The 22,163-nt window shown below is 62.5% G+C and carries 18 protein-coding genes; 9 read left to right on the top strand and 9 right to left on the bottom strand.

What is annotated here, in order from left to right; genetic code table 11:
* Window positions 1-206 precede the first annotated feature (206 nt).
* From RlegSU303_RS19670 to RlegSU303_RS19640, 7 genes are all read right to left on the bottom strand, one after another.
* A complete protein-coding gene (locus tag RlegSU303_RS19670) occupies window positions 207-1,406 on the bottom strand; it encodes a TadE/TadG family type IV pilus assembly protein (protein WP_094087727.1) in 1,200 nt (399 codons plus the stop codon).
* 115 nt (window positions 1,407-1,521) lie between these two features.
* Window positions 1,522-2,400, bottom strand: a complete 879-nt coding sequence (locus RlegSU303_RS19665; protein WP_094087728.1) for a transglutaminase family protein — start codon at window positions 2,398-2,400, stop codon at window positions 1,522-1,524.
* A 5-nt stretch (window positions 2,401-2,405) separates the two neighbouring features.
* Window positions 2,406-4,823 carry a circularly permuted type 2 ATP-grasp protein gene (locus tag RlegSU303_RS19660; RefSeq protein WP_017962104.1) on the bottom strand — a complete coding sequence of 806 codons (2,418 nt, stop codon included), beginning with the start codon at window positions 4,821-4,823 and terminating at the stop codon, window positions 2,406-2,408.
* Window positions 4,824-4,850: 27 nt separating this feature from the next.
* Window positions 4,851-8,174 (bottom strand): transglutaminase family protein, encoded by a 3,324-nt coding sequence (locus tag RlegSU303_RS19655; RefSeq protein ID WP_231283291.1) that lies wholly within the window; start codon window positions 8,172-8,174, stop codon window positions 4,851-4,853.
* Window positions 8,175-8,276: 102 nt separating this feature from the next.
* A complete protein-coding gene (locus tag RlegSU303_RS19650) occupies window positions 8,277-9,659 on the bottom strand; it encodes a sensor histidine kinase (RefSeq protein ID WP_131718822.1) in 1,383 nt (460 codons plus the stop codon).
* The gene (locus RlegSU303_RS19645) at window positions 9,656-10,333 is read right to left on the bottom strand and encodes a response regulator (protein ID WP_003542898.1); all 678 of its coding nucleotides are present in this window, start codon (window positions 10,331-10,333) and stop codon (window positions 9,656-9,658) included. Before RlegSU303_RS19645 ends, RlegSU303_RS19650 begins: the two co-directional genes overlap by 4 nt.
* A gap of 198 nt (window positions 10,334-10,531) precedes the next feature.
* Window positions 10,532-12,400 carry an adenylate/guanylate cyclase domain-containing protein gene (locus tag RlegSU303_RS19640; protein WP_017962101.1) on the bottom strand — a complete coding sequence of 623 codons (1,869 nt, stop codon included), beginning with the start codon at window positions 12,398-12,400 and terminating at the stop codon, window positions 10,532-10,534.
* Window positions 12,401-12,834: 434 nt separating this feature from the next.
* On the opposite strand from RlegSU303_RS19640, the gene RlegSU303_RS19635 reads away from it, so the two are divergent.
* The 6 genes from RlegSU303_RS19635 (at window position 12,835) to RlegSU303_RS19610 (ending at window position 18,557) form a co-directional block, all read left to right on the top strand.
* Entirely contained in the window at window positions 12,835-13,704 is an 870-nt protein-coding gene (locus RlegSU303_RS19635) for an ornithine carbamoyltransferase (RefSeq protein ID WP_131718823.1), read from the top strand.
* A 63-nt stretch (window positions 13,705-13,767) separates the two neighbouring features.
* Window positions 13,768-14,814: an ABC transporter substrate-binding protein gene (locus RlegSU303_RS19630; protein ID WP_131718824.1), complete on the top strand. Its 1,047-nt coding sequence runs from the start codon at window positions 13,768-13,770 to the stop codon at window positions 14,812-14,814.
* Window positions 14,815-15,191: 377 nt separating this feature from the next.
* Entirely contained in the window at window positions 15,192-16,136 is a 945-nt protein-coding gene (locus tag RlegSU303_RS19625; RefSeq protein WP_026158883.1) for a Bug family tripartite tricarboxylate transporter substrate binding protein, read from the top strand.
* The gene (locus RlegSU303_RS19620) at window positions 16,133-16,624 is read left to right on the top strand and encodes a tripartite tricarboxylate transporter TctB family protein (RefSeq protein ID WP_017962097.1); all 492 of its coding nucleotides are present in this window, start codon (window positions 16,133-16,135) and stop codon (window positions 16,622-16,624) included. The genes RlegSU303_RS19625 and RlegSU303_RS19620 overlap by 4 nt, the downstream gene beginning before the upstream one ends.
* Before the next feature lie 88 nt (window positions 16,625-16,712).
* A complete protein-coding gene (locus RlegSU303_RS19615) occupies window positions 16,713-18,230 on the top strand; it encodes a tripartite tricarboxylate transporter permease (protein WP_027667767.1) in 1,518 nt (505 codons plus the stop codon).
* Between the two features lie 156 nt (window positions 18,231-18,386).
* Entirely contained in the window at window positions 18,387-18,557 is a 171-nt protein-coding gene (locus tag RlegSU303_RS19610) for a hypothetical protein (RefSeq protein WP_017962095.1), read from the top strand.
* A 97-nt stretch (window positions 18,558-18,654) separates the two neighbouring features.
* Here the strand turns inward: RlegSU303_RS19610 and RlegSU303_RS19605 are convergent, their stop codons facing one another.
* Window positions 18,655-19,746, bottom strand: a complete 1,092-nt coding sequence (locus RlegSU303_RS19605; protein ID WP_017962094.1) for a DUF475 domain-containing protein — start codon at window positions 19,744-19,746, stop codon at window positions 18,655-18,657.
* 353 nt (window positions 19,747-20,099) lie between these two features.
* Here RlegSU303_RS19605 and RlegSU303_RS19600 point away from each other — a divergent pair, with 353 nt between their 5' ends.
* Window positions 20,100-20,330, top strand: coding sequence for a hypothetical protein (locus RlegSU303_RS19600; protein WP_017962093.1), 231 nt, complete (start codon window positions 20,100-20,102; stop codon window positions 20,328-20,330).
* Window positions 20,331-20,387: 57 nt separating this feature from the next.
* Window positions 20,388-20,576, top strand: a complete 189-nt coding sequence (locus RlegSU303_RS19595) for a hypothetical protein (protein ID WP_026158882.1) — start codon at window positions 20,388-20,390, stop codon at window positions 20,574-20,576.
* A 56-nt stretch (window positions 20,577-20,632) separates the two neighbouring features.
* Here the strand turns inward: RlegSU303_RS19595 and RlegSU303_RS19590 are convergent, their stop codons facing one another.
* Complete coding sequence (locus RlegSU303_RS19590) at window positions 20,633-21,145, bottom strand: MgtC/SapB family protein (protein ID WP_017962091.1); 513 nt, start codon at window positions 21,143-21,145, stop codon at window positions 20,633-20,635.
* A gap of 233 nt (window positions 21,146-21,378) precedes the next feature.
* Here RlegSU303_RS19590 and RlegSU303_RS19585 point away from each other — a divergent pair, with 233 nt between their 5' ends.
* A complete protein-coding gene (locus tag RlegSU303_RS19585) occupies window positions 21,379-22,116 on the top strand; it encodes a hypothetical protein (protein WP_131621742.1) in 738 nt (245 codons plus the stop codon).
* The last annotated feature ends 47 nt before the right edge of the window (window positions 22,117-22,163 follow it).

Genomic DNA, 22,163 nt, shown 5'->3' with positions numbered 1-22,163 from the left:
CAGCGACAGTTTATGCATCGTTACTAAGCACTTGCAACAAAGGATTTGGACAAACGAAAAATTTGCGAAACCTTCATATTCACGCGGGTCGAGGGGGTTGATTTCAATCGCTTTTCCCGATCTGATGCGCCGAACGAGCACAACGAAAAGCCGCTCCGGTTTGTTCCGGTGCGGCTTTTTTCCACGTTGAACTTTGGGCTGAGCAATCAGTTGGTCAGCAGTGTGACAGCCTTCGTCGCCTCTTTTGCGATGCTGGTAAAGGACGCCACCAGCTTCTCCATCGTTTCGGCTTCATAATAGTTTCCGCCCGGCGAAGCGCAGTACTGGAGCAACTGCTTGCCCCTGTCCGGTGCCATGAAGGCGACGGTAAAGATCTTGATGCCGGCTGTTTTGGTCGCGTCGCACTGGTTGCGCACGTTCTGGTCGAACGAACTTTGCCATTCGCCTGTGTTGCCGGTCATTTCTCCGTCGGTCATCAGGATGATGTACCGAGATACAATTGTGTTGCCTTTGACAGCATGCGCTTGAGTCTCAACATCCGAGCCGTCGGAGGCTTTGGCAATAGAAAGAGTTGCCTGTCTCATCGGTTCGGTGGCGTCGGTGCCCCCGCTTGCTGCAATTCCGCTCACATAAGTTGCAGTCGTCGCCGTACCCCAGGCCATAGCGCTCATGCTTTTGATCTGGGTCTTTTGCCAATCCTTATAAATCAGACCGTTATTGTAAGAATAGGCACCCGTGCGTACGAGGCCGTGATCCGGATCGGCGGTGTCCAGTGCATCAAAGAGGGCATCGGCAGCCTTTTTGAGCGCTTCGATCTTCGTGACGTAGGTTTTGCATTTATTACCACTATAAGTCGCGCAGGTGGTCGTCTTTTCGCCCATTGAACCCGATTGGTCGAGCACCAGTTCCATCGAGAGAGCGGTCTTGGTATCGCTGGTGCCGCTCGAAGTCGAAGTCGAGGCCCCGATGTTCAGCGTCTTGTAGCCAAGAACGCTCATGAATGGCGTGGCGGCGATCCCATAAGAGGTCGCGACGGTAACCTTATAGCTCTTGCTTGTTGCCGTCGTGCCGACGTCGATGTCGACGCTTGTTCCAGCCTTAATGCTGCTGATGGCGTCGGCGTCGACATAATTGGCCATCTGGCCGCTTACGAAGTCTTTGGCTATGGCCTCGGCGTCAGCAGTGGTCGAAGCCGCCCCACTGGCGAGTGCGGTCGCTGCCGCGAGAGCGGCCGAGTCGGTGGCTTCCTGCAGCTCGCGCTTCGACAGCGCCATGTTCGAATAGTCGATCGCCAGGCCGGCGGCACCGAGCAGGACGGGCATCATGATCGCCGTCATGATTCCGAAATTACCGCCACGGTCGCCAAGCAGGCGACGCAGGCAGGGATGCAAAAAGAAGGTGCTCATCATGTTCACCCAGATAGGAGGCCCTGTGAGATGATTTACGCACGCTCCTCCTTTCCGCCGTCCTTACGGCGTCAATACAGTTTTAACGAATCGTCGGATTTTTCCAGTTTTGGGATTATTTCAGCGGGATCACGTCGACCGCCTGGACGGCGCGGTGGCCGCCATAGCTCTTCAAGACGCCGATGACGGGGACGACGTCGGAATAGTCCCGGCCATAGGCAACGACGATGTGGTCCGTGCCGGCGGGAATGTTGTTGGTCGGGTCCAGCTCGATCCAGCCGATCGTCTCGCCGCACCAGATGCGCACCCAGGCATGCATGGCGTCCGCCCCTTCCAGCCGTTCCTTGCCGGGTGGCGGGATGGTGCGCAGGAAACCGGAGACGTAGCCGGCCGGAATGCCGAGGCTTCTGAGAGCCAGGATCATCACATGGGTGAAATCCTGGCAGACGCCGCGCTTCAGCTTGAACGCCTCGAGCGGCGTGGTGTCCACCGTCGTTGCCTCCGGGTCGTAGGTGAAATCCTTGTTGATGCGGGCGCAGAGCGCATGAGCAATCTGCATGGCCGTCAGATCAGGCGTGGCGCAGCTTCGCGCATAGTCGGCGATCTCGCGCGCTTCGGTGAGGCGCGGACTGTCACCGAGGAAATGGTGCGGCGAATCCGGCGCCAGCGACCACATGCCTGATATCTCCTCCGGCAGGTCGGCAAGCAGCGGCGAGAAATCGGCGGCGATCGGCTGGCTTTCCACCTGCACGCGGGCCTGCATGCGAATGTCGAGCGTTTCGTGCGGCGCGCGCAGCAGGAAGGAGGTAGCGGGATGATGGAAGAAATCGACGAAATGCGACTGCTCGTCCGGCGAGGGCGAAATGGTAATCGAGCCGGCGATCAGCCGCTGCCGATTGGCCAGCGACAGCGGCATCAGGCGCATGATATGGCGGGCGCCGGAGGCCGGCGCGTCGTAGCTGTAACCCATGTGGAGGGAGAGATCGTAGAGCACGGCCATCACCCGAGATAGGTCTGGGCGAGCAGATCGGAGAGCTGCTCCAACTCGCGTTCCAGTCGCTGATAGACCTCGACGCCCATGCCCTCCGGCGTCATCACCGCCAGGCCGGAATGGAGCCGCATCGCCTCGCGGTAGAAGGGCGACATCTGGCCGTTGATCATGGCATTCGGCAGCTGCTCGACCTCGTGATGGATCTCGTTCACCTGGAAGAGGACCGAACGCGGGTTGAGCGGGTCGAGCGCCAAGAGGTCGGTGACAGTCAGCCGTGCGGTGTTGACGTTATAGCGGCGGCGATGAGTCATGACGCTGTCGCCGATCTCCAGCAGCATGTCGAGCGCGCCGTCAGGCGCTTCCGGGCCCGACATGTGGCCGAGCAGGCGCGTCATGTGCAGGCCGCGTTCGATATAACGGCCGAGCGATAGGAACCGCCAGCCGGTGAAGCGGTACATGTTTTCATGCATGAGACCGGCAAAGCCTGCAAGCTTCCGCAAGAGGATCGTCATCGCGTGGCTGGCGTCGTCGCCGGCAGCGACGGTGACGTGGAAGCGGCGGGCGGTCTTGGCGAGATCGTTGAGCGCCAGCCAGCCGTCCGGCGAGAAACGATCGCGGATGTTGCTGGCCGAATAAACGGCGCTGTCGATGTTGCGCAGCAGCGTTTCCGGCACGGCGTCGGCGGTATCGATATCGACGGCGGCAAGATAATCGGAGACGTCGGCGAGCAGTGGCTGGCTCGGATCGGCAGCTTCGGCGAAACGGGCATGCCAGGCGCGCAGGATGCGCAGCGCCCCTTCGGCGCGCTCGATGTAGCGGCCGAGCCAGAACAGGTTGTCGGCCGCCCGGCTCGGCAGGCTGCCCGGCATGTTGCGGGTGAAGCTGCCTTCAGCGGGCAGCAGCGTGTGGCGCTCGACCGGTTTGTCGCTGACGATCCAGACATCGGCGGCGGCACCACCGGACTGCATGGCGATCGCCGCGACATCGGCGCCGGAGCCGATGCGGGCAAAACCGCCGGGCATGATCTGCCAGCCGTTTGCGGTGCGCGCGGCGAAGACGCGCAGCGACATCGGCCGGGGCACGAGCTTGCCGTCCACCCAGGCGGGTGTGGTAGACAGCGTGACAACTTCCTGGCCGACGAGCTTCGGGCCGTCGGAACTCAGCCAGTCGGTTATCGAATCCTTGGCAGCCGCACGCAGCGATGAGCCGAGCACGGATTCGCCGTTATCGTCGAAGAAGGGAGCGCGGGAATAGGCCGGGCCGATTACCATCTTTTCGATGTTTTTTGCCACGTGCTCGCGCTCTTCCTCCTGACCGCACCACCAGGTAGCGATCGAGGGCAATTGCAGATCCTCGCCAAGCAGATGGTGACAGATGGTCGGCATGAAGGCGAGAAGCGCCCGGGTTTCAAGAATGCCGGTGCCGAGCGCATTGACGATGGTGAGGCTTTCGGCGCGCAGCGCTTCCACGAGGCCGGGCGTGCCGATATGCGAATTCTGGTTCAACTCCAGCGGGTCGGCAAAAGCCGAATCGAGACGGCGCCAGAGCACGCCGATCGGCTTCAAGCCGGCGACAGTGCGCACCATGACACGGCCCTTGACGACGGTCAGATCCTCGCCCTCGAGCAGCATGAAGCCGAGATAGCGGGCGATATAGGCGTGTTCGTAGTAGGTCTCGTTGGCGGGGCCAGGTGTCAGCACCGCGATGCGGTCGTCGCCCGAATGTTTCATGCCCTGTAGCGCGTCGCGGAAGGCGCCGAAGAAGGAGGCGAGGCGATGGACCGGGGTTTCAGCATAAATATCCGAGAAGGCACGAGTCGTCGCGACGCGGCTTTCCAGCGCGAAACCAGCGCCTGAGGGAGCCTGCGTCCTGTCGGCGAGCACCCACCAGTTGCCGTCAGGCCCGCGGCCGATCTCGAAGGCGCAGAAATGCAGATAATGGCCGGAGGCCGGCTTGACGCCGGCGAGCGGGCGCTGGAATTCGGGATTGGCGGCGATCAGTGCCGGCGGCAGGAAACCTTCCTCCACCAGTCGGTTTTCGCCGTAGATATCGGCGATGATTGCTTCCAGCAGGTCGGCGCGCTGAACGAGGCCCGCCGACAGCGTCTGCCATTCGCGCTCGTCGATCAGCACCGGGATATGCGAGATCGGCCAGGCTCGCTCGCCGGTGCCCTTGCTGCCATAGGCGCGATAGAAGACGCCGGCATCACGGAGATAGCGGTCGGCGCGGGCGAAGCGCTCGGCGAGATCCTTTTCCGGCATTGCGCTCAGATGCGAGAGGAAATTCTGCCAGACGGGGCGGACGGCGCCGTCGTTGTCGACCATCTCATCGGCGGTATCGGGAAGCGGCGCATAGTCGAAGGCCGCATTCTTGGCGATGCGGTCCTCTGCCTCTTCCCTGCGCTCCACTGCCGGCTTCTTGCCCATCAATACTTAAGCCTCAAATCCTCGGCCTCAAACCCCGGCGGGCCGCCTCAGATCCAGCGTCAGCGGGAATTCCGGCGAACCCGTCTCGACGCGCGGAATGTATCCGCCCGCCGTATGCCCCCACGGCTCGAATCGGGTGAGCCGTCTTGCTTCCGCCTCGTTACCGTTGACCGGGAAGGTGTCATAGGTCCGGCCACCTGGATGAGCAACATGATAGATGCAGCCGCCGATCGAACGCTTCGACCATGTATCATAAATGTCAAAAGTCAAAGGTGTGTTGATCGGCAGGACGGGGTGCAGGCCCGAGGCCGGCTGCCACGCCTTGTAGCGGACGCCGGCGACCGACACGCCCGATGTACCGGTCGGCGTCAGCGGCAAGGTGCGGCCGTTGCAGGTGACGGTATAACGCGAGGCATTGTTGGTTTCGAGTCGCACCTGAAGGCGTTCGACGGAGCTGTCGACGTAGCGGGCGGTGCCGCCCGGCGCGCCTTCCTCACCCATGACATGCCAGGGCTCCAGCGCCTGGCGCAGTTCCAGCTTCGAGCCTTCGTATTCGACTTCGCCACAGAAGGGGAAGCGAAATTCGAGCTGGGCCTTGAACCATTCCGGGCTGACGTCGAAGCCGTTTTCACGAAGGTCGGCAAGCACGTCGAGGAAGTCGGCCCAGACGAAATGCGGCAGCATGAAACGGTCATGCAGGGTCGTACCCCAGCGGACGAACTTGCCGTCGACGGGATTGACCCAGAAGCGAGCGATCAGCGCGCGCACCAGTAATTGCTGGGCAAGCGACATGCGTGCGTTGGGCGGCATCTCGAAACCGCGGAACTCGATGAGACCGAGCCGTCCGGTCGGGCCGTCGGGCGAGAACAGCTTGTCGATGCAGATCTCGGCGCGGTGGGTGTTGCCGGTGACGTCGGTCAGAAGATTACGGAACAGGCGGTCGACGAGCCAGGGCAGCGGCTGCTGACCGCGGCTGGGGTCGATCTGCGCCATGGCGATCTCCAGCTCGTAGAGGCTGTCGCGACGAGCCTCGTCGATGCGCGGGGCCTGGCTGGTTGGGCCGATGAACATGCCGGAGAAGAGGTAGGAGAGCGAGGGGTGGCGCTGCCAGTGGAGGACCACGCTCTTCAGGAGGTCGGGACGGCGCAGGAAGGGGCTGTTGTTCGGATTGGCGCTGCCGACGACGACATGGTTGCCGCCGCCGGTGCCGGTATGGCGGCCGTCGATCATAAACTTGTCGGCGCCGAGCCGGGTGGCGCGCGCTTCCTCGTAGATCGCCGTGGTGATGTCGACGCAGTCCTTCCAGTTGGAGGCCGGATGGATGTTGACCTCGATGACACCGGGATCCGGGGCGACGCGGATGACGTTGATGCGCTCGTCCTGCGGCGGCGGATAACCTTCGATATGGACGGGAAGCTTGAGCTCGGCGGCGGCGTTTTCGGCAGCGGCGATCAGCTCGAGATAATCCTCGATGCGCTCCACCGGCGGCATGAAGATGCAGAGCCTGCCGTCGCGCGGCTCGACCGACATGGCGGTGCGCACGGCGCCGCGGAGTTCGCCGAGCGTCTGTTCGATCCGGCCGCGATTGCTCTCGTCGGCATGGAAAGAGGCTTCCGGCATGGCGCGGCCGGTCGGTACGAAGACATCAGGCAGCGGTTCGCGCGGGATCGTTGGATCGGCGGGGTGGATGTAGGGGTAACGCGCCGGGGGAACATAGGGCAGCGTGCCAAGCGGCAGGCGGTAACCGATCGGACTGTCGCCCGGGACGAGGAAGATCTTGCCGCGGCGGGTGCGCCATTTCTCGCTGACCCAGACTCGGCTTTCCGCTGCCCTGGCATTCCATGCCTGGACCGGAAGGATGTAACCGGTCGGAGTCGTGAGGCCGCGGGCGAAGACGCGGGCGATGCGGCTGCGTTCCTCGGGATCCTTCAGCTTCGAATTCGCCGGATCGACATTTTCGGGAAGGCTGCCTTCCTTGATGATCCAGTCAGCGGGATCCTCATAGGCCGGCTGCACCATATCGGGCTTGATCGCCAGCTCCTTTGCGATCGCCGTCAGGAGCTTTTCGGCATCCTCGGCTTTGACGCCGGTATCCTTGCCTTCGGCGGCGACCAGGTCGAGGTTCTGCCAGACCGGTTTGCCGTCGCGGCGCCAGTAGAGCGAGAAGGTCCAGCGCGGCAGGCTTTCGCCCGGATACCATTTGCCCTGGCCATAATGCAGGAAACCGCCGGGGGCGAAGCGTTCGTGCAGTTTGCGGATCAGGATGTCGGCCTTTTCGCGCTTGGTCGGGCCGACCGCGGCGGTGTTCCACTCCTCGGACTGGAAATCGTCGATCGAAACGAAGGTCGGTTCGCCGCCCATCGTCAGATGCACGTCCTCGGCTTCGAGGACACGATCGACCTTCTCGCCGAGTTCGTTGAGCTCCTCCCAGCTTTCATCGGAGAAGGGTTTGGTGATGCGCGGGTGCTCGGCGACGCGCGAGACCTTCATGTCGAAGGCGAATTCGGTTTCGGCCTCGCCGAAATAACCGCCGGAAATCGGAGCGGCATTGCGATAATGCGGCGTGGCGGCAAGCGGGATGTGGCTTTCGCCGGTCAGCAGGCCAGAAGTCGGATCGAGGCCGACCCAGCCGGCGCCAGGCAGATAGACCTCAGCCCAGGCATGCAGGTCGGTGAAATCGACTTCGGTGCCGGAAGGGCCGTCAAGCGCCTTCAGGTCCGGCGTCAGCTGAATGAGGTAGCCGGAGACGAAGCGGGCGGCGAGGCCGAGATGGCGAAGGATCTGGACGAGCAGCCAGCTGGTGTCGCGGCAGGAACCCTTGGCGCTTTCCAGCGTCTCCTCCGGCGTCTGCACGCCGGTTTCCATGCGGATGACATAGCCGATCTGCCGCTGCAGGCGGGCATTCAGGCCGACGATCATATCGACTGTCGGCTGGTCGGGCGACCAGTCGAGCGTCGGCAGCAGCGCCTTGAGGCGCGGACCGGCCGGCTCCGGCGTCATGTAGATCGACAGATCCTCCTGGATCGTTTCAGGGTATCCGAAGGGCCACTTGGTTGCCTCTTCCTCGACGAAGAAGTCGAAGGGATTGTAGACCGTCATGTCGGCAACGAGATCGACCTCGATCTTGAATTCGGTCACCGGGTCCGGAAAGACGTAGCGGGCAAGGTAATTGCCATAAGGGTCTTGCTGCAGGTTGACGAAATGGTTGGAGGGCGTGACCTTCAGCGAGTGGCTGAGCACCCGTGTCTTCGAATGCGAGGCAGGTTTCAGCCGGATGATCTGTGGGCCGAGGCGGACCGGCTTGTCATAGGTGTAATGCGTCAAATGATAGATGCTGGCTTTGATCGACATATTTCTCTTTTTATCCGGCTCGCATCGTCGTGCGGCTTGCTGTTCCCAAAATCAGTGTGTGCAATGCAGCGAAAGAAAGCAAGGCGGAAAGGTCGACGGCTCTTACGCTGCCTTGGCAAAGGTGACGGCCGCCTTCAGGCCCTTGCCGTCCGAGCCCGGCTCCAGCGTCAGTGCGGCATTGAAAAGATTGGCGATTTCTTCGACGATCGGCAGGCCGAGGCCGGCGCCTGGCGCACCGGAATCATTGCCTCGCGAAAAACGCCAGCGCACCGCCTCCAGCTTCTCGGGCGGAATACCGGGGCCGTTGTCCTCGACTTCGAGGCGGATCGTCTCTGACGCGGCGATGATACGGACGGTGACCTCAGCTCCCTTGCCGGCATAGGCGATGGCATTGCCGGCAAGGTTGCGCAGCATTTCGCCGATCAGCAGCGGCTCGGCGCGGACCATCGCCGGGCTCTCGCCCTCGAAGCCGAGATCGATGCCGGCGACGGCGGCCGTCGGGATCTGTTCGCCGGTGATCTCCTGAGCAATGGCGGCGAGATCGATGGCGGAGGCGGTCAACGCCTCCTTGGCGGTGGCGGCGTCAATCTTGGCCATCAAGAGAAGCTGGGCAAGGATACGCTCGGCATGCGCCACCGCTTGGTCGCCCTTCAGTGCTGCTGCCTGGGCCTCATCGAGCGAGCCGGCACGGGCGGAAAGGGCGAGCTGGGTGCGGATGATCGCCAGCGGGGTGCGCAACTGATGGCTGGCATTGCCGGTGAAATGGCGGAGCGCATCCAGCGCCGACTGTAGTCGGACCATGAAGGAATTTACCGTATCGACCAGCGGCTCGACCTCGCTCGGCACGGTCTGCCTAATCGGATGCAGGTCATCGGGGCTGCGTTCGCCGATGGCGTCGCCGAGCTTGTAGAGCGGGCGCAGAGCCACCGTGACCGAGATCCAGACGATGACCGCCGCGCCCGCGATCATGAAGGCGAGGCGGAGTGCGGAGCGGACGAGGATCGCCTGTGCCAACTGCCGGCGGGCGATGGTGGTTTCGGCGACCGTCACAACGAAGGGCACGGAGCGGATGCCTGTCGAGGCCGAGCGTTCGAGTGTGGCGACGCGGATCGGCTCGCCGCGGAACGTATCGTCGGCGAAGGCGGCCGCATCGCCCGGCGTCTTCTTGAGGACCGGCAGGGACTGGTAGCCGGTGATGAATTGGCCCGGCGGGCCGTCGACGCGGTAGAAGACGCGATCCTGCGCGGCCGAGGTCAGCATTTCAAGTGCGACATAGGGGATATCGACCTGCAGCGTGCCGTCCTCGGCGACGACGACGCGCTCGGCGATCGCCAGCGCGGAACCGGCGAGCACGCGATCGGAGACGATATTGGAGGTCTGGACCGCCTCGCGATAGGTATCGGCGAGTGCCAGCGTGCCGATGACGGCGGTGGAGACGAGCAACCAGAAGAGCAGCCGGCGCCTGAGGGAATAGGCGGCTTTCATGAGGCCTCGGGCAGTTTGTCGAGATAATAGCCGATGCCGCGGGCGGTCTTGACGGTCAGGCCGTGCGGCGACAGGCGCTTACGCAGACGGCTGACATATTGCTCGATGGCGTTTGCCGAAATGTCGTCGTCGAAGGCCGTCAGCGATTGAATGATCGCCTCCTTGGCGACGACCTTGCCGGCCCGCATGAAGAGGATTTCGAGCAGGCCGAGTTCGCGGGCGGGAATATCGAGTGGCGTGGCGCCTGATGAAAAGGTGCGGGAATTGAGATCGAAGGAGATGCCGCCGAAGCCGACGGTCGCCGAGCGCAGCCCGGCCTGGCGGCGCAGCAGCACGCGCACGCGGGCCTCGAATTCGGCGATATCGAAGGGCTTGATCAGATAATCGTCAGCGCCGAGATCGAGCCCCTTCACTCGCTCTTCCGGCGTGCCGCGCGCGGTCAGGATGAGGACGGCCGCCTGGTTCTGTCGGGCGCGCATGGCGCGCAGCACGTCGAGCCCATCCATCTCGGGCAGGTTGAGGTCAAGGATCACCAGATCGAAATTTTCAGCGGCGATGACCGCATTGGCGGACGCTCCGTCATGGACGACATCGACGGCATGGCCCGTGCCGCGCAAGATCGCCGACAGGCCGTCGGCCAGCGCGATATTGTCTTCGGTGAGCAGGATGCGCACGGATGTTTCCCCTGTTTTTCAAGGGAGATTACAGAGATGAAGCAGGGATGTCACAGCGATTTTCAGGCTTACAGCGACGCGCGTCCTTCAGACGCGCAAAGGACGCTGTAACACTTTGAATCTACGCATCGTGCTTTCCGAAAATCGATTCCGATTTTCGGGCCGATGCGCCAGTGAACGGCCGGGAAAAGCTCGACCTCAGCTCCCGGTCCTTTCGATCCGCTCGCGCTGCGTCATCGCGGCGGCGAGGAGTTTCTGGAAGCGGGGATCGTCGCGGATGTTGTCGAGATCGGAATCATTGTCGAACCATTTGATGTGGTAGACGGAGCTGTTCGGCAGCAGCTTCTCCAGCAGATCGATCGCCTGGTCGACGTCGCCGAGGACGGAGTAGACGCAGGCGAGATTATACTGCGCGACGATGTCGTCGGGATCGATGGCGATCGCGCGGTCGGCCCAGTCGCGTGCCCTTGCCGCATCGCCGAGATGGGCAAGCGCCAGCGCGCCGCGATGGGCGGGGCCTGAATTTTCTGGATTGAGGTTGAGGGCGCGTTCGGCGCGCAACAGACCGAGGCGCGCCCAGTTTTCCGTATCCAGCACCCTTCCGAGCGAGCGATAGGCGGACATCAGATGGATCGGCGAGACGTAGTCATCAGAGCGGATTGCGGCGGCGCGGGTGAAATATTGCACGGATTCGGCGAAGTTGCCGTGCATGAAGAAGAACCGGGCATAGTGGAAGTTCGCCTCGAAGAGGTTCGGGTCGAGCGCCAGGGCACGTTCGAAGGCCGCCGCCGCCCTATCGTCATAGCCGCTCTGATGCAGGGCGAGACCATGGGAAGCGTGGGCTTCGGGAAGGTCAGGATCGAGCTCCAGAGCGCGGGCGCTCATCTCGAGGATGCGCCTCAGCGGCACGTCATCAGGCGCCCAATCGCGGATCGCCGCGTCGCAATCGGCGATGCCGGCATAGGCGCGGGCATAGTCCGGATCGAGCTCGACCGCCTTGCAGAACATGCGCCTTGCGAGCTCCAGATAGGATTTGGTCCAGGTGTGAGAGAGCTGGCGGCCTCTGAGATAATAGGTATAGGCCTCGACATTGGCGGTCGGCTCAGTCGCGATCGCCTTCTTCTCCTCCGGCAACAGACGCACCTTCAACTGGCCGACGATCGCATGGGTGATCTCGTCCTGGATGGCGAAGATGTCGGTCATGTCGCGGTCGTAACGCTCGGCCCAGAGATGGTCGCCATTGGCGGTGTCGATCAGCTGGCCGGAAATGCGCACGCGATTGCCGACGATGCGCACACTTCCCTCGAGCACGTAGCGCACGCCAAGCTCCTGAGCGAGCCGCTTCACCTTTACCGATATGCCCTTGTAGGTGAAAATGGTGTTGCGCGGCACGACGTGCAGGCTGGAGATCTTGGAGAGATCGGTGATGATGTCTTCGGTGATACCGTCGGAGAAATAATCCTGGTCGGCATCGCCGCTCATATTGGTGAAGGGCAGCACCGCGATGAAGCAGGTATTGCGGTTCTGCGCGACCAATCTGGCGGAGGAAGGCGGCGCTAAGCTGACGGTATAGACCTGAACGGGCTGCCGGATGTTCTTCAGCATATGTTCGCCAATGAATTCGAAGCCGAGATTGAGGCGCGAGCCGACCTGCTCGCGCACCGAGGCCGACACGGCGATGCCGCCCGGCGCTGCGATGCGCTCGAGCCTGGCGGCGAGATTGACCCCATCTCCGAATATGTCGCCGTTCTCGACCACGACGTCGCCGAGATTGATGCCGATGCGAAATTCGACGCGCTCGTCCTTGGGCACGTTCTCGTTGCGGGCCGCCATGCTGCGCTGGATTTCGGCGGCGCAGGCGACCGCATTCACCACGCTCTGGAATTCGGCAAGGATACCGTCGCCGGTGAGTTTGACGATCCGGCCCTTGTAGTCTGAAATACGAATGTCGACCAGCTCGCAGCGATGGCGGTTCAGCGCCTGCAACGTGCCGGATTCATCGATGCCCATCAGTCGGCTGTAGCCGACGACGTCTGCAGCAAGAATAGCGCTCAGTCGTCGTTCCATGACCCCTCCCATGGATCTTCCCAGTTTAGTCTAGCTTTTTATAGAGTTTTTGTCGCGCAGAGTCGTCCCCCGAATAATAAATTCGGGCGGTCTCGACGTTTTTAACGCGGCAGCGCGACCATATAACGTCGTCGATCTTCATCAATACTCTAAACGGGCGAAGGACGGAGCCAATCCCTAATCCTTTGTGATGAAAAGACAATTCACATCCGAGAAAACGGAGTGTTCTGCTGTGGGCCGACACTTCCCGGGTCGGCATCATAAATCCGATCGCCGATCGATTTAAGGCTTGAGCCGGACCCAGGGCATAGCTTGGAAGAGGAATCGCGAGGGTATCCAACGCGGTATGCAATGTAATTGGCGGTTGCTTCGGCGATTGCGGTGAGCTCACCGAAGGGTATTGTGGCGACGTTTCATGCCTGATGGGGATTTGAATGACAGGTTCGGCCCGGAATTTTCTGGAGTTTCATGATGTTCCGGAGGCCGGGCTTCGGTCGGTCATCGGTCGCGCCAGTGAGCTTGCCAAAGCCTGGGATGAGCGCACGATGCCGCAGAGCCTTGCGGGCAAACGCGTCGCCCTGATTGTCGATGACGGCGGATGGCGCAATACCACCGCCTTTGATCTCGGCATCCAGGCGATGGGCGGCATCTGCGCGCATGTGCCGATCAGCTTCAATGCCAGCGAGGAAACCGGCGATCTCTCCGGGTATCTCGGCAACTGGTTCGACATGCTGGTGATCCGCACGAGGGAATTTGCGACGTTGAAGGCGGTGGCCGCAGCCTTGCCGGTGCCTGTCATCAATGCGCGCACACGCTCCAACCACCCTTGCGAGACGCTCGGCGACCTTGCCTATATCAACAGCCGGCGCGGCTCCATCGACGGGTTGAAGGTGGTTGGCGTGGCGGCGGACGCAAATATCCTTCGCTCCTGGGCCGAAGCGTCGATCGCGTTGCCGATCGAGGTGGTGCAGGTCTATCCTGAACGCTGGCACATCAGCGATGCCGCGCTGCTCAATGGACGCTTCCGTGTGAGCACCGATATGGGCGAACTATCGGATGCCGACGTCGTCATCACCGATTCATGGCCGGCTGACGCTGCCTCGGGCGCGCTCACTGGCTACCGGATCGATACCGATCTCCTCGACCGTTTGCGGGAGGATGCGATCTTCCTGCCGTGCCCGCCGGTTTCGCGCGGCCAGGAGGTAACGGCCGCGGCGATGGAGCATCCGCTCTGCCAAAGTCACGCCGCCAAGGCCTTTTTGCTGCACGCGCAGAATGCCCTGATGGAATGGGCCGGCGCCTAGTCCGGCGCCCTTGCTCCTCTGGGCGCGCTCAGGCATTGTTGCCGCATGAGGAGAGTTTTCATCTTGCTGCTGGCGTTCTGGCCGGGCTTTGCGCTGGCCGATCCGGTCTTCTATCCGGCGAAGTCGGGCAATGCCGATGCGCCGGTGCTGACGGTTTATTCTTCGCTCGACGAGCCCCTGGCGCAGCCGATGATCCGGGGTTTCCAGGACGCCAATCCCGATGTCGCGGTCAAATATGAGGATATGCTGACCGGCGACATCTACGACCGGATCGTCAGGGAGACGGATGCCGGCAAGAAGACGGCGGATTTCGCCTTTTCCTCGGCGATGGACCTGCAAGTGAAACTTTCCAACGACGGATATGCACAGGTCAGCAACCTGCCGATGAGTACTGCATGGCCGAAATGGGCGAATTGGCGCAACACCGCCTATGCGCTCACCTTCGAGCCGGCGGTGTTCGTCTATCACAAGCCGAGCTTTGCGCATGAGGCGGTGCCGAGTTCGCGGGCTGAATTCGTCGACTATCTGAAGCGCAAGGGCAACGAAGTCTACGGGCGGATCGGCACCTACGACATCGAGCGTTCCGGCGTCGGCTTTCTTTTCATGGCGCGCGACCAGGAGCAGTTCGGCGACATCTGGTCGGTGATAGGGGCGATGGGGGCTGCCGGCGTCAAGCTTTATTCGACGAGTTCGGCGATCCTCGAACGCGTTGCCGACGGACGCTTCGTGCTCGGCTACAACATTCTCGGCTCCTATGCGGCCGACTGGGCCTCGCGCTATCCCGACGTCGGCATCGTGCTGCCGAAGGATTATACCGTGGTGATGTCGCGGATCGGGCTGGTGCCGCAGGCCGCCGCCGAGCCGGAGCTCGGTCGGCGTTACCTTACCTTTTTCATGTCGAGGGAAGGGCAGACGATCATGGCGCGCGAGCTGCAGATCCCGGCCGTCAGCCCCGAGGTCGCGGGGGAGAATACCGCCAATACGCTGCAGGAACTGCTCGGCGCCCAACTGCGGCCGGTGCCGGTCAGCCCCGGGCTGATGGTCTATCTCGACCAGGTGAAGCGGGCGCGGCTGATCGCGCACTGGAACGAGGTTCTGCGGACGCAGTGAAGGCGTCAGCTTTCAGCCTGTTCGCCCTCTTTACAGAGCTTTGGGTCGCCGCCCGTAGCTCTCGTCGGATGAGGCTCGCAGCCGTACTTCGGCGGCGGGTAATGCATTCGCCATCGGCAGTGACGGACCAGGATTTAGATCGGCACCTGCCAATTACGGCAAAAAAGTGTCTTCTCCTTCTGGATATCTCGCCGATGTCAGCTAAATGACAGGTTGTTGTGGTCGCTTTGGCTACTTCTTCTCCGTGGAGGCGGAGAGCTGAAGCCTTGGGAGGTATTCCGCTCGTCATTCAGGACGCTTACGTCCGCTGGCCGGCCATTCCTCCCGATTCCCAGAGAACAACAGGCGGTCTGCTCAGCCGCCACGGAGGACACATCGTGAAGCATACGTTCATCGCAACCCTTCTTGCCGCGACCATCGCGCTGCCGGCCTATGCGGCCGATTACACCATCATCGCGCCGGCCGCTCCCGGCGGCGGCTGGGACCAGACGGCCCGTTCGCTGCAGACCGCGTTGCAGCAGGAGAAGATCTCCGGCAACGTGCAAGTCCAGAACGTTCCGGGCGCCGGCGGCACCATCGGCCTTGCGCAGTTCAGCAGCCAGGCTGCCGGCAACCCGAATTCGCTGATCGTCGGCGGCTATGTCATGGTCGGCGCGATTCTCACCAACAAGTCGCCGGTGACGCTCAAGGACGTTACGCCGATCGCCCGCCTGACCGGCGAATATGAGGCCGTCGTCGTTCCCGCTGCATCCGAGATCAAGACCATGGCTGATCTCGTTGCGGCGCTGAAGAAGGATCCGGGTTCGGTTTCCTGGGGCGGCGGCTCTGCCGGCGGCACCGACCATATCACCGTTGGCCTGATCGCCAAGGCCTCCGGTGTCGATCCGACCAAGATCAACTATGTCGCCTTCTCCGGCGGCGGTGAAGCGCTCGCCGCAATTCTCGGCGGCCAGGTCACGGCCGGCGTCTCGAGCTATAGCGAGTTCGAATCGCAGGTGAAGTCAGGCACGCTCCGCCTTCTCGCCGTCTCCAGCGAAAAGCGTATCGACGGCGTCGATGCGCCGACGCTGAAGGAAGCCGGCACCGACGTCACCATCCAGAACTGGCGCATGGTCGCCGCTGCTCCCGGCCTGTCGGCAGAACAGGTGGCAAGCGTCACCGCCGATTTCGAGAAGCTGCACAGCTCCGCCACCTGGCAGGAAACGCTGAAGACCAAGGGCTGGGCCGACACCTATCTGTCCGGCGATGCCTTCAAGGCGCAGCTCGAAAAGGATATCTCGGCCACTGAGAGCATTCTCAAAGACATCGGACTTGTTCAATGAGCGAGGATAACACCTCCTCGGCAACCGAACGCCGCCCTGATTGGGCGGCGTTCATCATTGCCGTTTTCCTCTTTGTCGTCGCCGGCGTGATGGCCTGGGATGCCTTGCATCTGAAAACGATCGCGCAATACGATCGCATCGGTCCGGCGACAGCGCCTCAAATGGTGGCATTTGGCCTCTTCTGTCTCGGGATTTGGACTGCCTTCGAAGCCTGGCGCGGCGATTTTCCGGAGCGTGACCGGCAGGAAGTCGCACCCGTCATCTGGATCGTCGCCGGTCTTGCCGGCCAGATGCTGCTCCTGCGCGTCGCCGGCTTCTCGATCGCAACAGGCATCCTCTTCGCGCTGACGGCACGCGGCTTCGGCAAACGCAAGCTCTGGATCTCGCTGCCGCTTGGTATCGTCTTCAGCTTCGTCGTCTGGGCGATCTTCTCGCAGCTGCTGCAGCTGACGCTGCCGGCCGGGCCGCTGGAACATCTGTTCTTCTGACCGCGCGGGACGCGCTGTCAGCTCTTTTGATTTTGCGCGGCGCCCGGTTGCGAAACGCACGGCCGGGAATGCCGCTTGGGACACCAAGATGAGCACATTCGAATTTCTATGGCAGGGTATCCTGGTTGCGATGCAGCCGATGAACCTGGTTTATGCGCTGGTCGGCGTGACGCTCGGCACCGCCGTCGGCGTGCTTCCCGGCATCGGCCCGGCACTCACCGTGGCGCTGCTGCTGCCCGTCACCTACAAGCTCGATCCCGGCGGCTCGCTGATCATGTTCGCCGGCATCTATTACGGCGGCATGTATGGCGGTTCGACGACCTCGATCCTGCTCAACACGCCGGGTGAAAGCGCTTCGATCGTCACCGCGCTCGAGGGCAACAAGATGGCGCGCGCCGGGCGCGGCGGGCCGGCGCTGGCGACAGCTGCGATCGGCTCCTTCGTCGCCGGCCTGATCGCCACGCTCGGACTCGCCTTCATCGCTCCCTATATCGTCAAGCTGGCGCTGGTCTTCGGGCCGCGCGAATATTTCGCGCTGATGGTGCTCGCCTTCGTCACCGTCTCCTCGGCCTTCGGCGATTCGGCATTGAGGGGTCTGACCTCGCTGTTCATCGGCTTTGCGCTCGCCATGGTCGGCATCGACCAGCAGACGGGGCAGGCCAGGCTTACCTTCGGCATTCCCGATCTGCTCGACGGTGTCGAGGTAACGACGCTTGCCGTGGCGATGTTTGCGATCGGCGAGACGCTCTATATAGCCGCGCAGGGCAACCGGATCGCGGAGAAGGTCGAGGCGGTCAAGGGTTCGCTCTGGATGAATGCGCAGGACTGGTCACGTTCGTGGAAGCCGTGGCTGCGCGGCACGCTGATCGGTTTCCCGATCGGCGCAATGCCGGCGGGCGGCGCCGAAATCGGTACCTTCCTCTCCTATGCCACCGAAAAGCGGCTGGCCAAAAACCCGGAAGAGTTCGGCCATGGCGCGATCGAAGGTGTCGCCGGCCCTGAAGCGGCGAACAACGCATCGGCCGCCGGCACACTGGTGCCGCTTCTGACGCTCGGCCTGCCGACGACGGCGACGGCGGCGATCATGCTTGCCGGCTTCCAGCAATACGGGCTACAGCCGGGGCCGCTGCTGTTTGCCACCAATCCGCAGCTCGTCTGGGGGCTGATCGCTAGCCTGCTCATCGCCAATGCGATGCTCTTGGTGCTGAACCTGCCGATGATCGGGCTCTGGGTGCGGCTGCTGACCGTTCCGAAGCCGTGGCTCTATGCCGGCATCCTGCTGTTTGCGACGCTCGGGACGATCGGCGCCAATCCGTCGGTGTTCGAGCTCGGCATGCTGCTCGCCTTCGGCCTGCTCGGCTATGTGATGCGGCTCTTCGGCTACCCGATCGCGCCTGCCGTCGTCGGCCTGATCCTCGGGCCGCTTGCCGAACAGCAGCTGCGCCGGGCGCTGGCGATCAGCCAGGGCGATGTGACGACGCTGGTGATGTCGCCGATCGCGGCAGGCCTGCTCATCGTTGCAGCCGCCGCCTTCCTCATCCCGCTGATCCTGCGGCTGCGCGGCAGGGGCCAGGTGCTCTCGCAACTGGCGGCAAACGAAGACTAAAAGGAAAAGACCACCCACCCCTCCCTCGAGGTCGGCCATGGAGACATGCGCCGGCCTCCTGTTTTTGCATGGCTGAGGTGATTTTCTGAGCATTGTGGAGGTCTGCGCGCGATGCCATCTATGAGTGGTCAATCATAGAGCAAGAGGAAAAGGACGATGTCCGCAGTTCGCAATTCAGTCCGTACCGGCTTCTTTGGCCGCGCATTCGCCGTGCTTGGTGCCGCAAACGCCGTCAGCGCTGCTGTCGAAGCCGGTCGCCGCCCGCGCGCTAACGACCTCACCACACTCGGTATCGACCCGGCCTCCTTCGGTCAGGTCTCCCGCTAAGACCTTCAAGTTATGCATGAATGAATTAGCCCGCAACCGGATGGTCGCGGGCTTTATTTCTAGCTGCAAGGGTGGCGCACCGCGGCTTCTTGCATCGTCAGGCGTGAAGTTCCTCCTGCCGGGCGCGGTGATCCTCCACCCTTTCGCGCCTGTTGTGGCGGATGGACGACCAGAGGGACAGGCCGATCAAGGCTGCGCCGCCGAGCCCGGTGATGACCTCGGGGATGTGGACCAGGGTCTGCGCATACATGATCACCGAGAGGATCAGGATGGCGTAGAAGGCGCCATGCTCGAGATAGCGGTATTCGGCAAGTGTTCCCTTCTCCACCAGCATGATCGTCATCGAGCGCACGTACATGGCGCCGATGCCGAGACCGATCGCGATGACGAAGAGGTTCTGCGTCAAGGCGAAGGCGCCGATGACGCCGTCGAAGGAGAAGCTGGCATCCAGCACCTCCAGATAGATGAAGGCGCCGAGGCCGCCCTTGGCGGCAGCACTCATCGTCTGCTGCGACGCATCGAGCAGCTCACCGACAACCTCGACCGCGAGGAAGGTGAGCAGGCCGTAGATGGCGCAATGGACGAAGACACTGGCTTCCTCGCCACCGATCAACCAGGAGAACACAAGCATCAGTGCGAGCACGAAGGCGATCTCGATGCCCCTGATGGTGGCCGACCGCGCCATCACCTTTTCCAGGCCGCGAAGCCAATGGATTTTCTTCTCGTGGTCGAAGAAATAGCTGAGGCCGACCATCATCAGGAAGGTACCGCCGAAGGCCGCGATCGGCAGATGCGCATCGTTCATGATGCGGGCATATTCCTCGGGTTCGCGTGCGGCAAGCACCAGAGCATCCCAGGGGCCGATCCGTGCCGCGATCGCGACGATTGCCAGCGGGAAGACGATGCGCATGCCGAAGACGGCGATGATGATGCCCCAGGTGAGGAAGCGCTGCTGCCAGACCGGCGTCATCTCCTTCAGCTTGTTGGCGTTGACGATGGCATTATCGAAGGAGAGCGAGATCTCCAGCACCGCAAGCACCGTGCAGATGAAGAAGACGGTCGCCATGCCGCCGATCGTACCGGTCGTCTGCCAGCCGAGCACCGCGCCGAGAACGAGGCCGAGGGCAGTGACGATGAAAGCCCAGCGGAAATAGCTGAGCGAAGAGTTATGGGTCACGGGTTGATTCATGGCCGCACCTCGCGGCCGCAAATCGTGTTGAAGAGAGTCGATGTATGGGAAAAACGCGGCACGCCACAACGGGCACGCGGGTCAGGCATGGTGAGCTTGTTCATCGATGAAAAATCCGCCGGCTAAGCTGCAGGCGGTACCGACATCACGAGAGCGCCGTAAAAACTCTCGCCAGAGGGGCCCGGCACCAAAGTTCCCCGTCAGCCGATGTCTGGAAGGCTGCGGGATAGGCTCTAGGTAATGAACTTCGCGGGCCAGTCAAGGCCGGTCGTCACACCGGGATTGGGTGATTTTTTTTGGAACCATCCCGACGCCCGCCCGTTAGGCTCTGGTTGAGCTTAAAAAGGAGGCCGATGATGCACACTTCGACCCATCTTCCCGACAAACGCACGGAGGCGTCCGACCGCATGAAGCGGGCGAAGCCGAACCGCATGCAGAAGGCGCAGGTGCTGCCGCCGCATCATGTCGACCTGACACTGACGCCCGGCATCTACCACGACATTCACGTGCCGGCCCATGTTACCGGCGCCGATCTTTCCAAGGGCGGCCCCGACATCAAGGGCAATGCAGGGACCAAGAAATAACGGGTATTCCGGAAGCCTCCGGCGCGAACGGTAGATTTGAAACAGGGTGAGAAACATATGACGATCAACTTTGTGCCCCGCGAGATCTTCATCCGGCACGAAAATGAATGGCAGGCCATACGCGAGGCGGCGGACGAACGCATCAATATCGGCAAACGCCAGAAGCCGCTCTCCGTCGGCGGCACGGCATTGGTTGGTAAAGGCGATCCTTCGGACACACGCGCTGAACGACCAACAGCCGAATGACCAACTGAAGCACAGGTGACACGAGCGCACGGCGTGATGCCGGGCGCTTTGTTTTTCTATTTGTGTTCATCGCGATCGACACGCTGGCCGGAATTATAGCCGAACCATTTTTCGAGCTTGCCGAAGGCGAAGAGCACGCAGATGGCAGCGAGCGTGGTGAAGAAGGCGATCGGCCAATAGCCGAAGCCCATGGCGAGGCCGATCGCGCCGGAGAGCCACATGCCGGCGCCCGTCGTCAGCCCGTGCACCCGACCTCTTGCAAAGACGATCATGCCGGCGGCGAGGAAGGCGACGCCGGCGGTGACGGCTTCTATGACGCGCAGCGGATCGATGCGCACCTGATCGTCATCGGTAAAACCCGGCATGTGCACTGCCTCGATCGAGATGATGGCAAAGAGGGCAGCGGCAAGACTGATCAGAATATGGGTGCGGAAGCCCGCCGGGCGGTCGCGGGCCTCACGTTCGAAACCGATCAGCCCGCCGAAAACGATGGCGCCGAAGAGGCGGGCGAAGATGACGGGATAGTGGATACGCGACGCCGGTATTATGTCGGCGATAATCAGATCCATGGATTTTTCCCCCAGAACAGATGAAATTTTTCGCTGGCTAACGTCTGAGCCCGGAATTTGTTCAGCTTTTTTCCCCCGTGCGTTTCGATGGGCCCGTTGGTCTCTCCGGTGCGCACCGGCGCGTTCATGTCATTGGATTGAAAGTTCGGCGAACCAGGCATCATCCTGTCGCCGCGCCAACCTTTCGGAAAGGATTGGGCAGCGATAATCCCGGCCTCACGGGAATCGGATAGATGGCCAAGACAGCGACACGCGGCCGCCGCAAGGCGCCGGCCAGAGGAAAGAGCAAAGCGCGCAGCAGCGGTGGCGGATTGCTGCCCTGGGCGGTGATCGGCATTGCCGCAATCGGCGGCATCGTCGCCCACGACCATTGGAAGAGCATCCAGCCGATGCTTGCAAGGCAATCGCCGCCGATCACACGGGACACGGTAGAGCCGAGGCCTGTCGTCAGGAAGGACGCGCCGCCGAAGGAGGTGGCGCTTGCCGCACCCACGCCGAAAGTCCCAGTACCGCAGTTGCTGCCACAGCCGCAGCCGCTGCCGCTGCCGCCGGCCGCGATCCCGACGCCGATGATCCAGCCGATAAAGGCAGTGCCGTCGCCGGCCTCCGCTGCCGTTTCGGAAGCCAGGACAGTCGCCTTCGGCTATTGCGGGCAGGGCGCCCATATCAATTGCGTCGGCGACGGTGGCGTCTTCTGGTACAAGGGCGAGAAGATTGTGATTGCCGACATGGCAAGCCCGGCGGTCGACCGGGCGCGCTGTGACGGCGAGCGCCGGGTGGCCTTTGCCGCCAAGTCGCGGCTGCTGGCGCTTCTGAACGCCGGGCCTTTCACCATGAATGCGGCGGGTAAGGCCGAGTCCTCCGGCGCGCCGCGCGTCGTCTCGCGCGACGGGCGCTCTTTCGGCGCGCAGCTGATCAATGAGGGCCTGGCACGCAAGCCAGGGGCCGCCGGCAGCGCCTGGTGCGCTTGAGCGGGAGCATTTCCATTCTCGAATGCACGGAACCGCTCTCATTTTGT

This window comes from Rhizobium sp. SU303 (assembly GCF_021052345.1).
Taxonomy (GTDB): domain Bacteria; phylum Pseudomonadota; class Alphaproteobacteria; order Rhizobiales; family Rhizobiaceae; genus Rhizobium; species Rhizobium laguerreae.
This window is presented reverse-complemented; position numbering and strand designations above follow the sequence as displayed.

Excerpts from the sequence above, each read along its gene's own strand:
- RlegSU303_RS19670 (WP_094087727.1), bottom strand. The coding sequence starts at position 1,406 with ATGAGCACCTTCTTTTTGCATCCCTGCCTGCGTCGCCTGCTTGGCGAC.
- RlegSU303_RS19660 (WP_017962104.1), bottom strand. The coding sequence starts at position 4,823 with ATGGGCAAGAAGCCGGCAGTGGAGCGCAGGGAAGAGGCAGAGGACCGC.
- RlegSU303_RS19655 (WP_231283291.1), bottom strand. The coding sequence starts at position 8,174 with ATGTCGATCAAAGCCAGCATCTATCATTTGACGCATTACACCTATGAC.
- RlegSU303_RS19650 (WP_131718822.1), bottom strand. The coding sequence starts at position 9,659 with ATGAAAGCCGCCTATTCCCTCAGGCGCCGGCTGCTCTTCTGGTTGCTC.
- RlegSU303_RS19640 (WP_017962101.1), bottom strand. The coding sequence starts at position 12,400 with ATGGAACGACGACTGAGCGCTATTCTTGCTGCAGACGTCGTCGGCTAC.
- RlegSU303_RS19635 (WP_131718823.1), top strand. The coding sequence starts at position 12,835 with ATGACAGGTTCGGCCCGGAATTTTCTGGAGTTTCATGATGTTCCGGAG.
- RlegSU303_RS19620 (WP_017962097.1), top strand. The coding sequence starts at position 16,133 with ATGAGCGAGGATAACACCTCCTCGGCAACCGAACGCCGCCCTGATTGG.
- RlegSU303_RS19615 (WP_027667767.1), top strand. The coding sequence starts at position 16,713 with ATGAGCACATTCGAATTTCTATGGCAGGGTATCCTGGTTGCGATGCAG.
- RlegSU303_RS19610 (WP_017962095.1), top strand. The coding sequence starts at position 18,387 with ATGTCCGCAGTTCGCAATTCAGTCCGTACCGGCTTCTTTGGCCGCGCA.
- RlegSU303_RS19605 (WP_017962094.1), bottom strand. The coding sequence starts at position 19,746 with ATGAATCAACCCGTGACCCATAACTCTTCGCTCAGCTATTTCCGCTGG.
- RlegSU303_RS19600 (WP_017962093.1), top strand. The coding sequence starts at position 20,100 with ATGATGCACACTTCGACCCATCTTCCCGACAAACGCACGGAGGCGTCC.
- RlegSU303_RS19595 (WP_026158882.1), top strand. The coding sequence starts at position 20,388 with ATGACGATCAACTTTGTGCCCCGCGAGATCTTCATCCGGCACGAAAAT.
- RlegSU303_RS19590 (WP_017962091.1), bottom strand. The coding sequence starts at position 21,145 with ATGGATCTGATTATCGCCGACATAATACCGGCGTCGCGTATCCACTAT.
- RlegSU303_RS19585 (WP_131621742.1), top strand. The coding sequence starts at position 21,379 with ATGGCCAAGACAGCGACACGCGGCCGCCGCAAGGCGCCGGCCAGAGGA.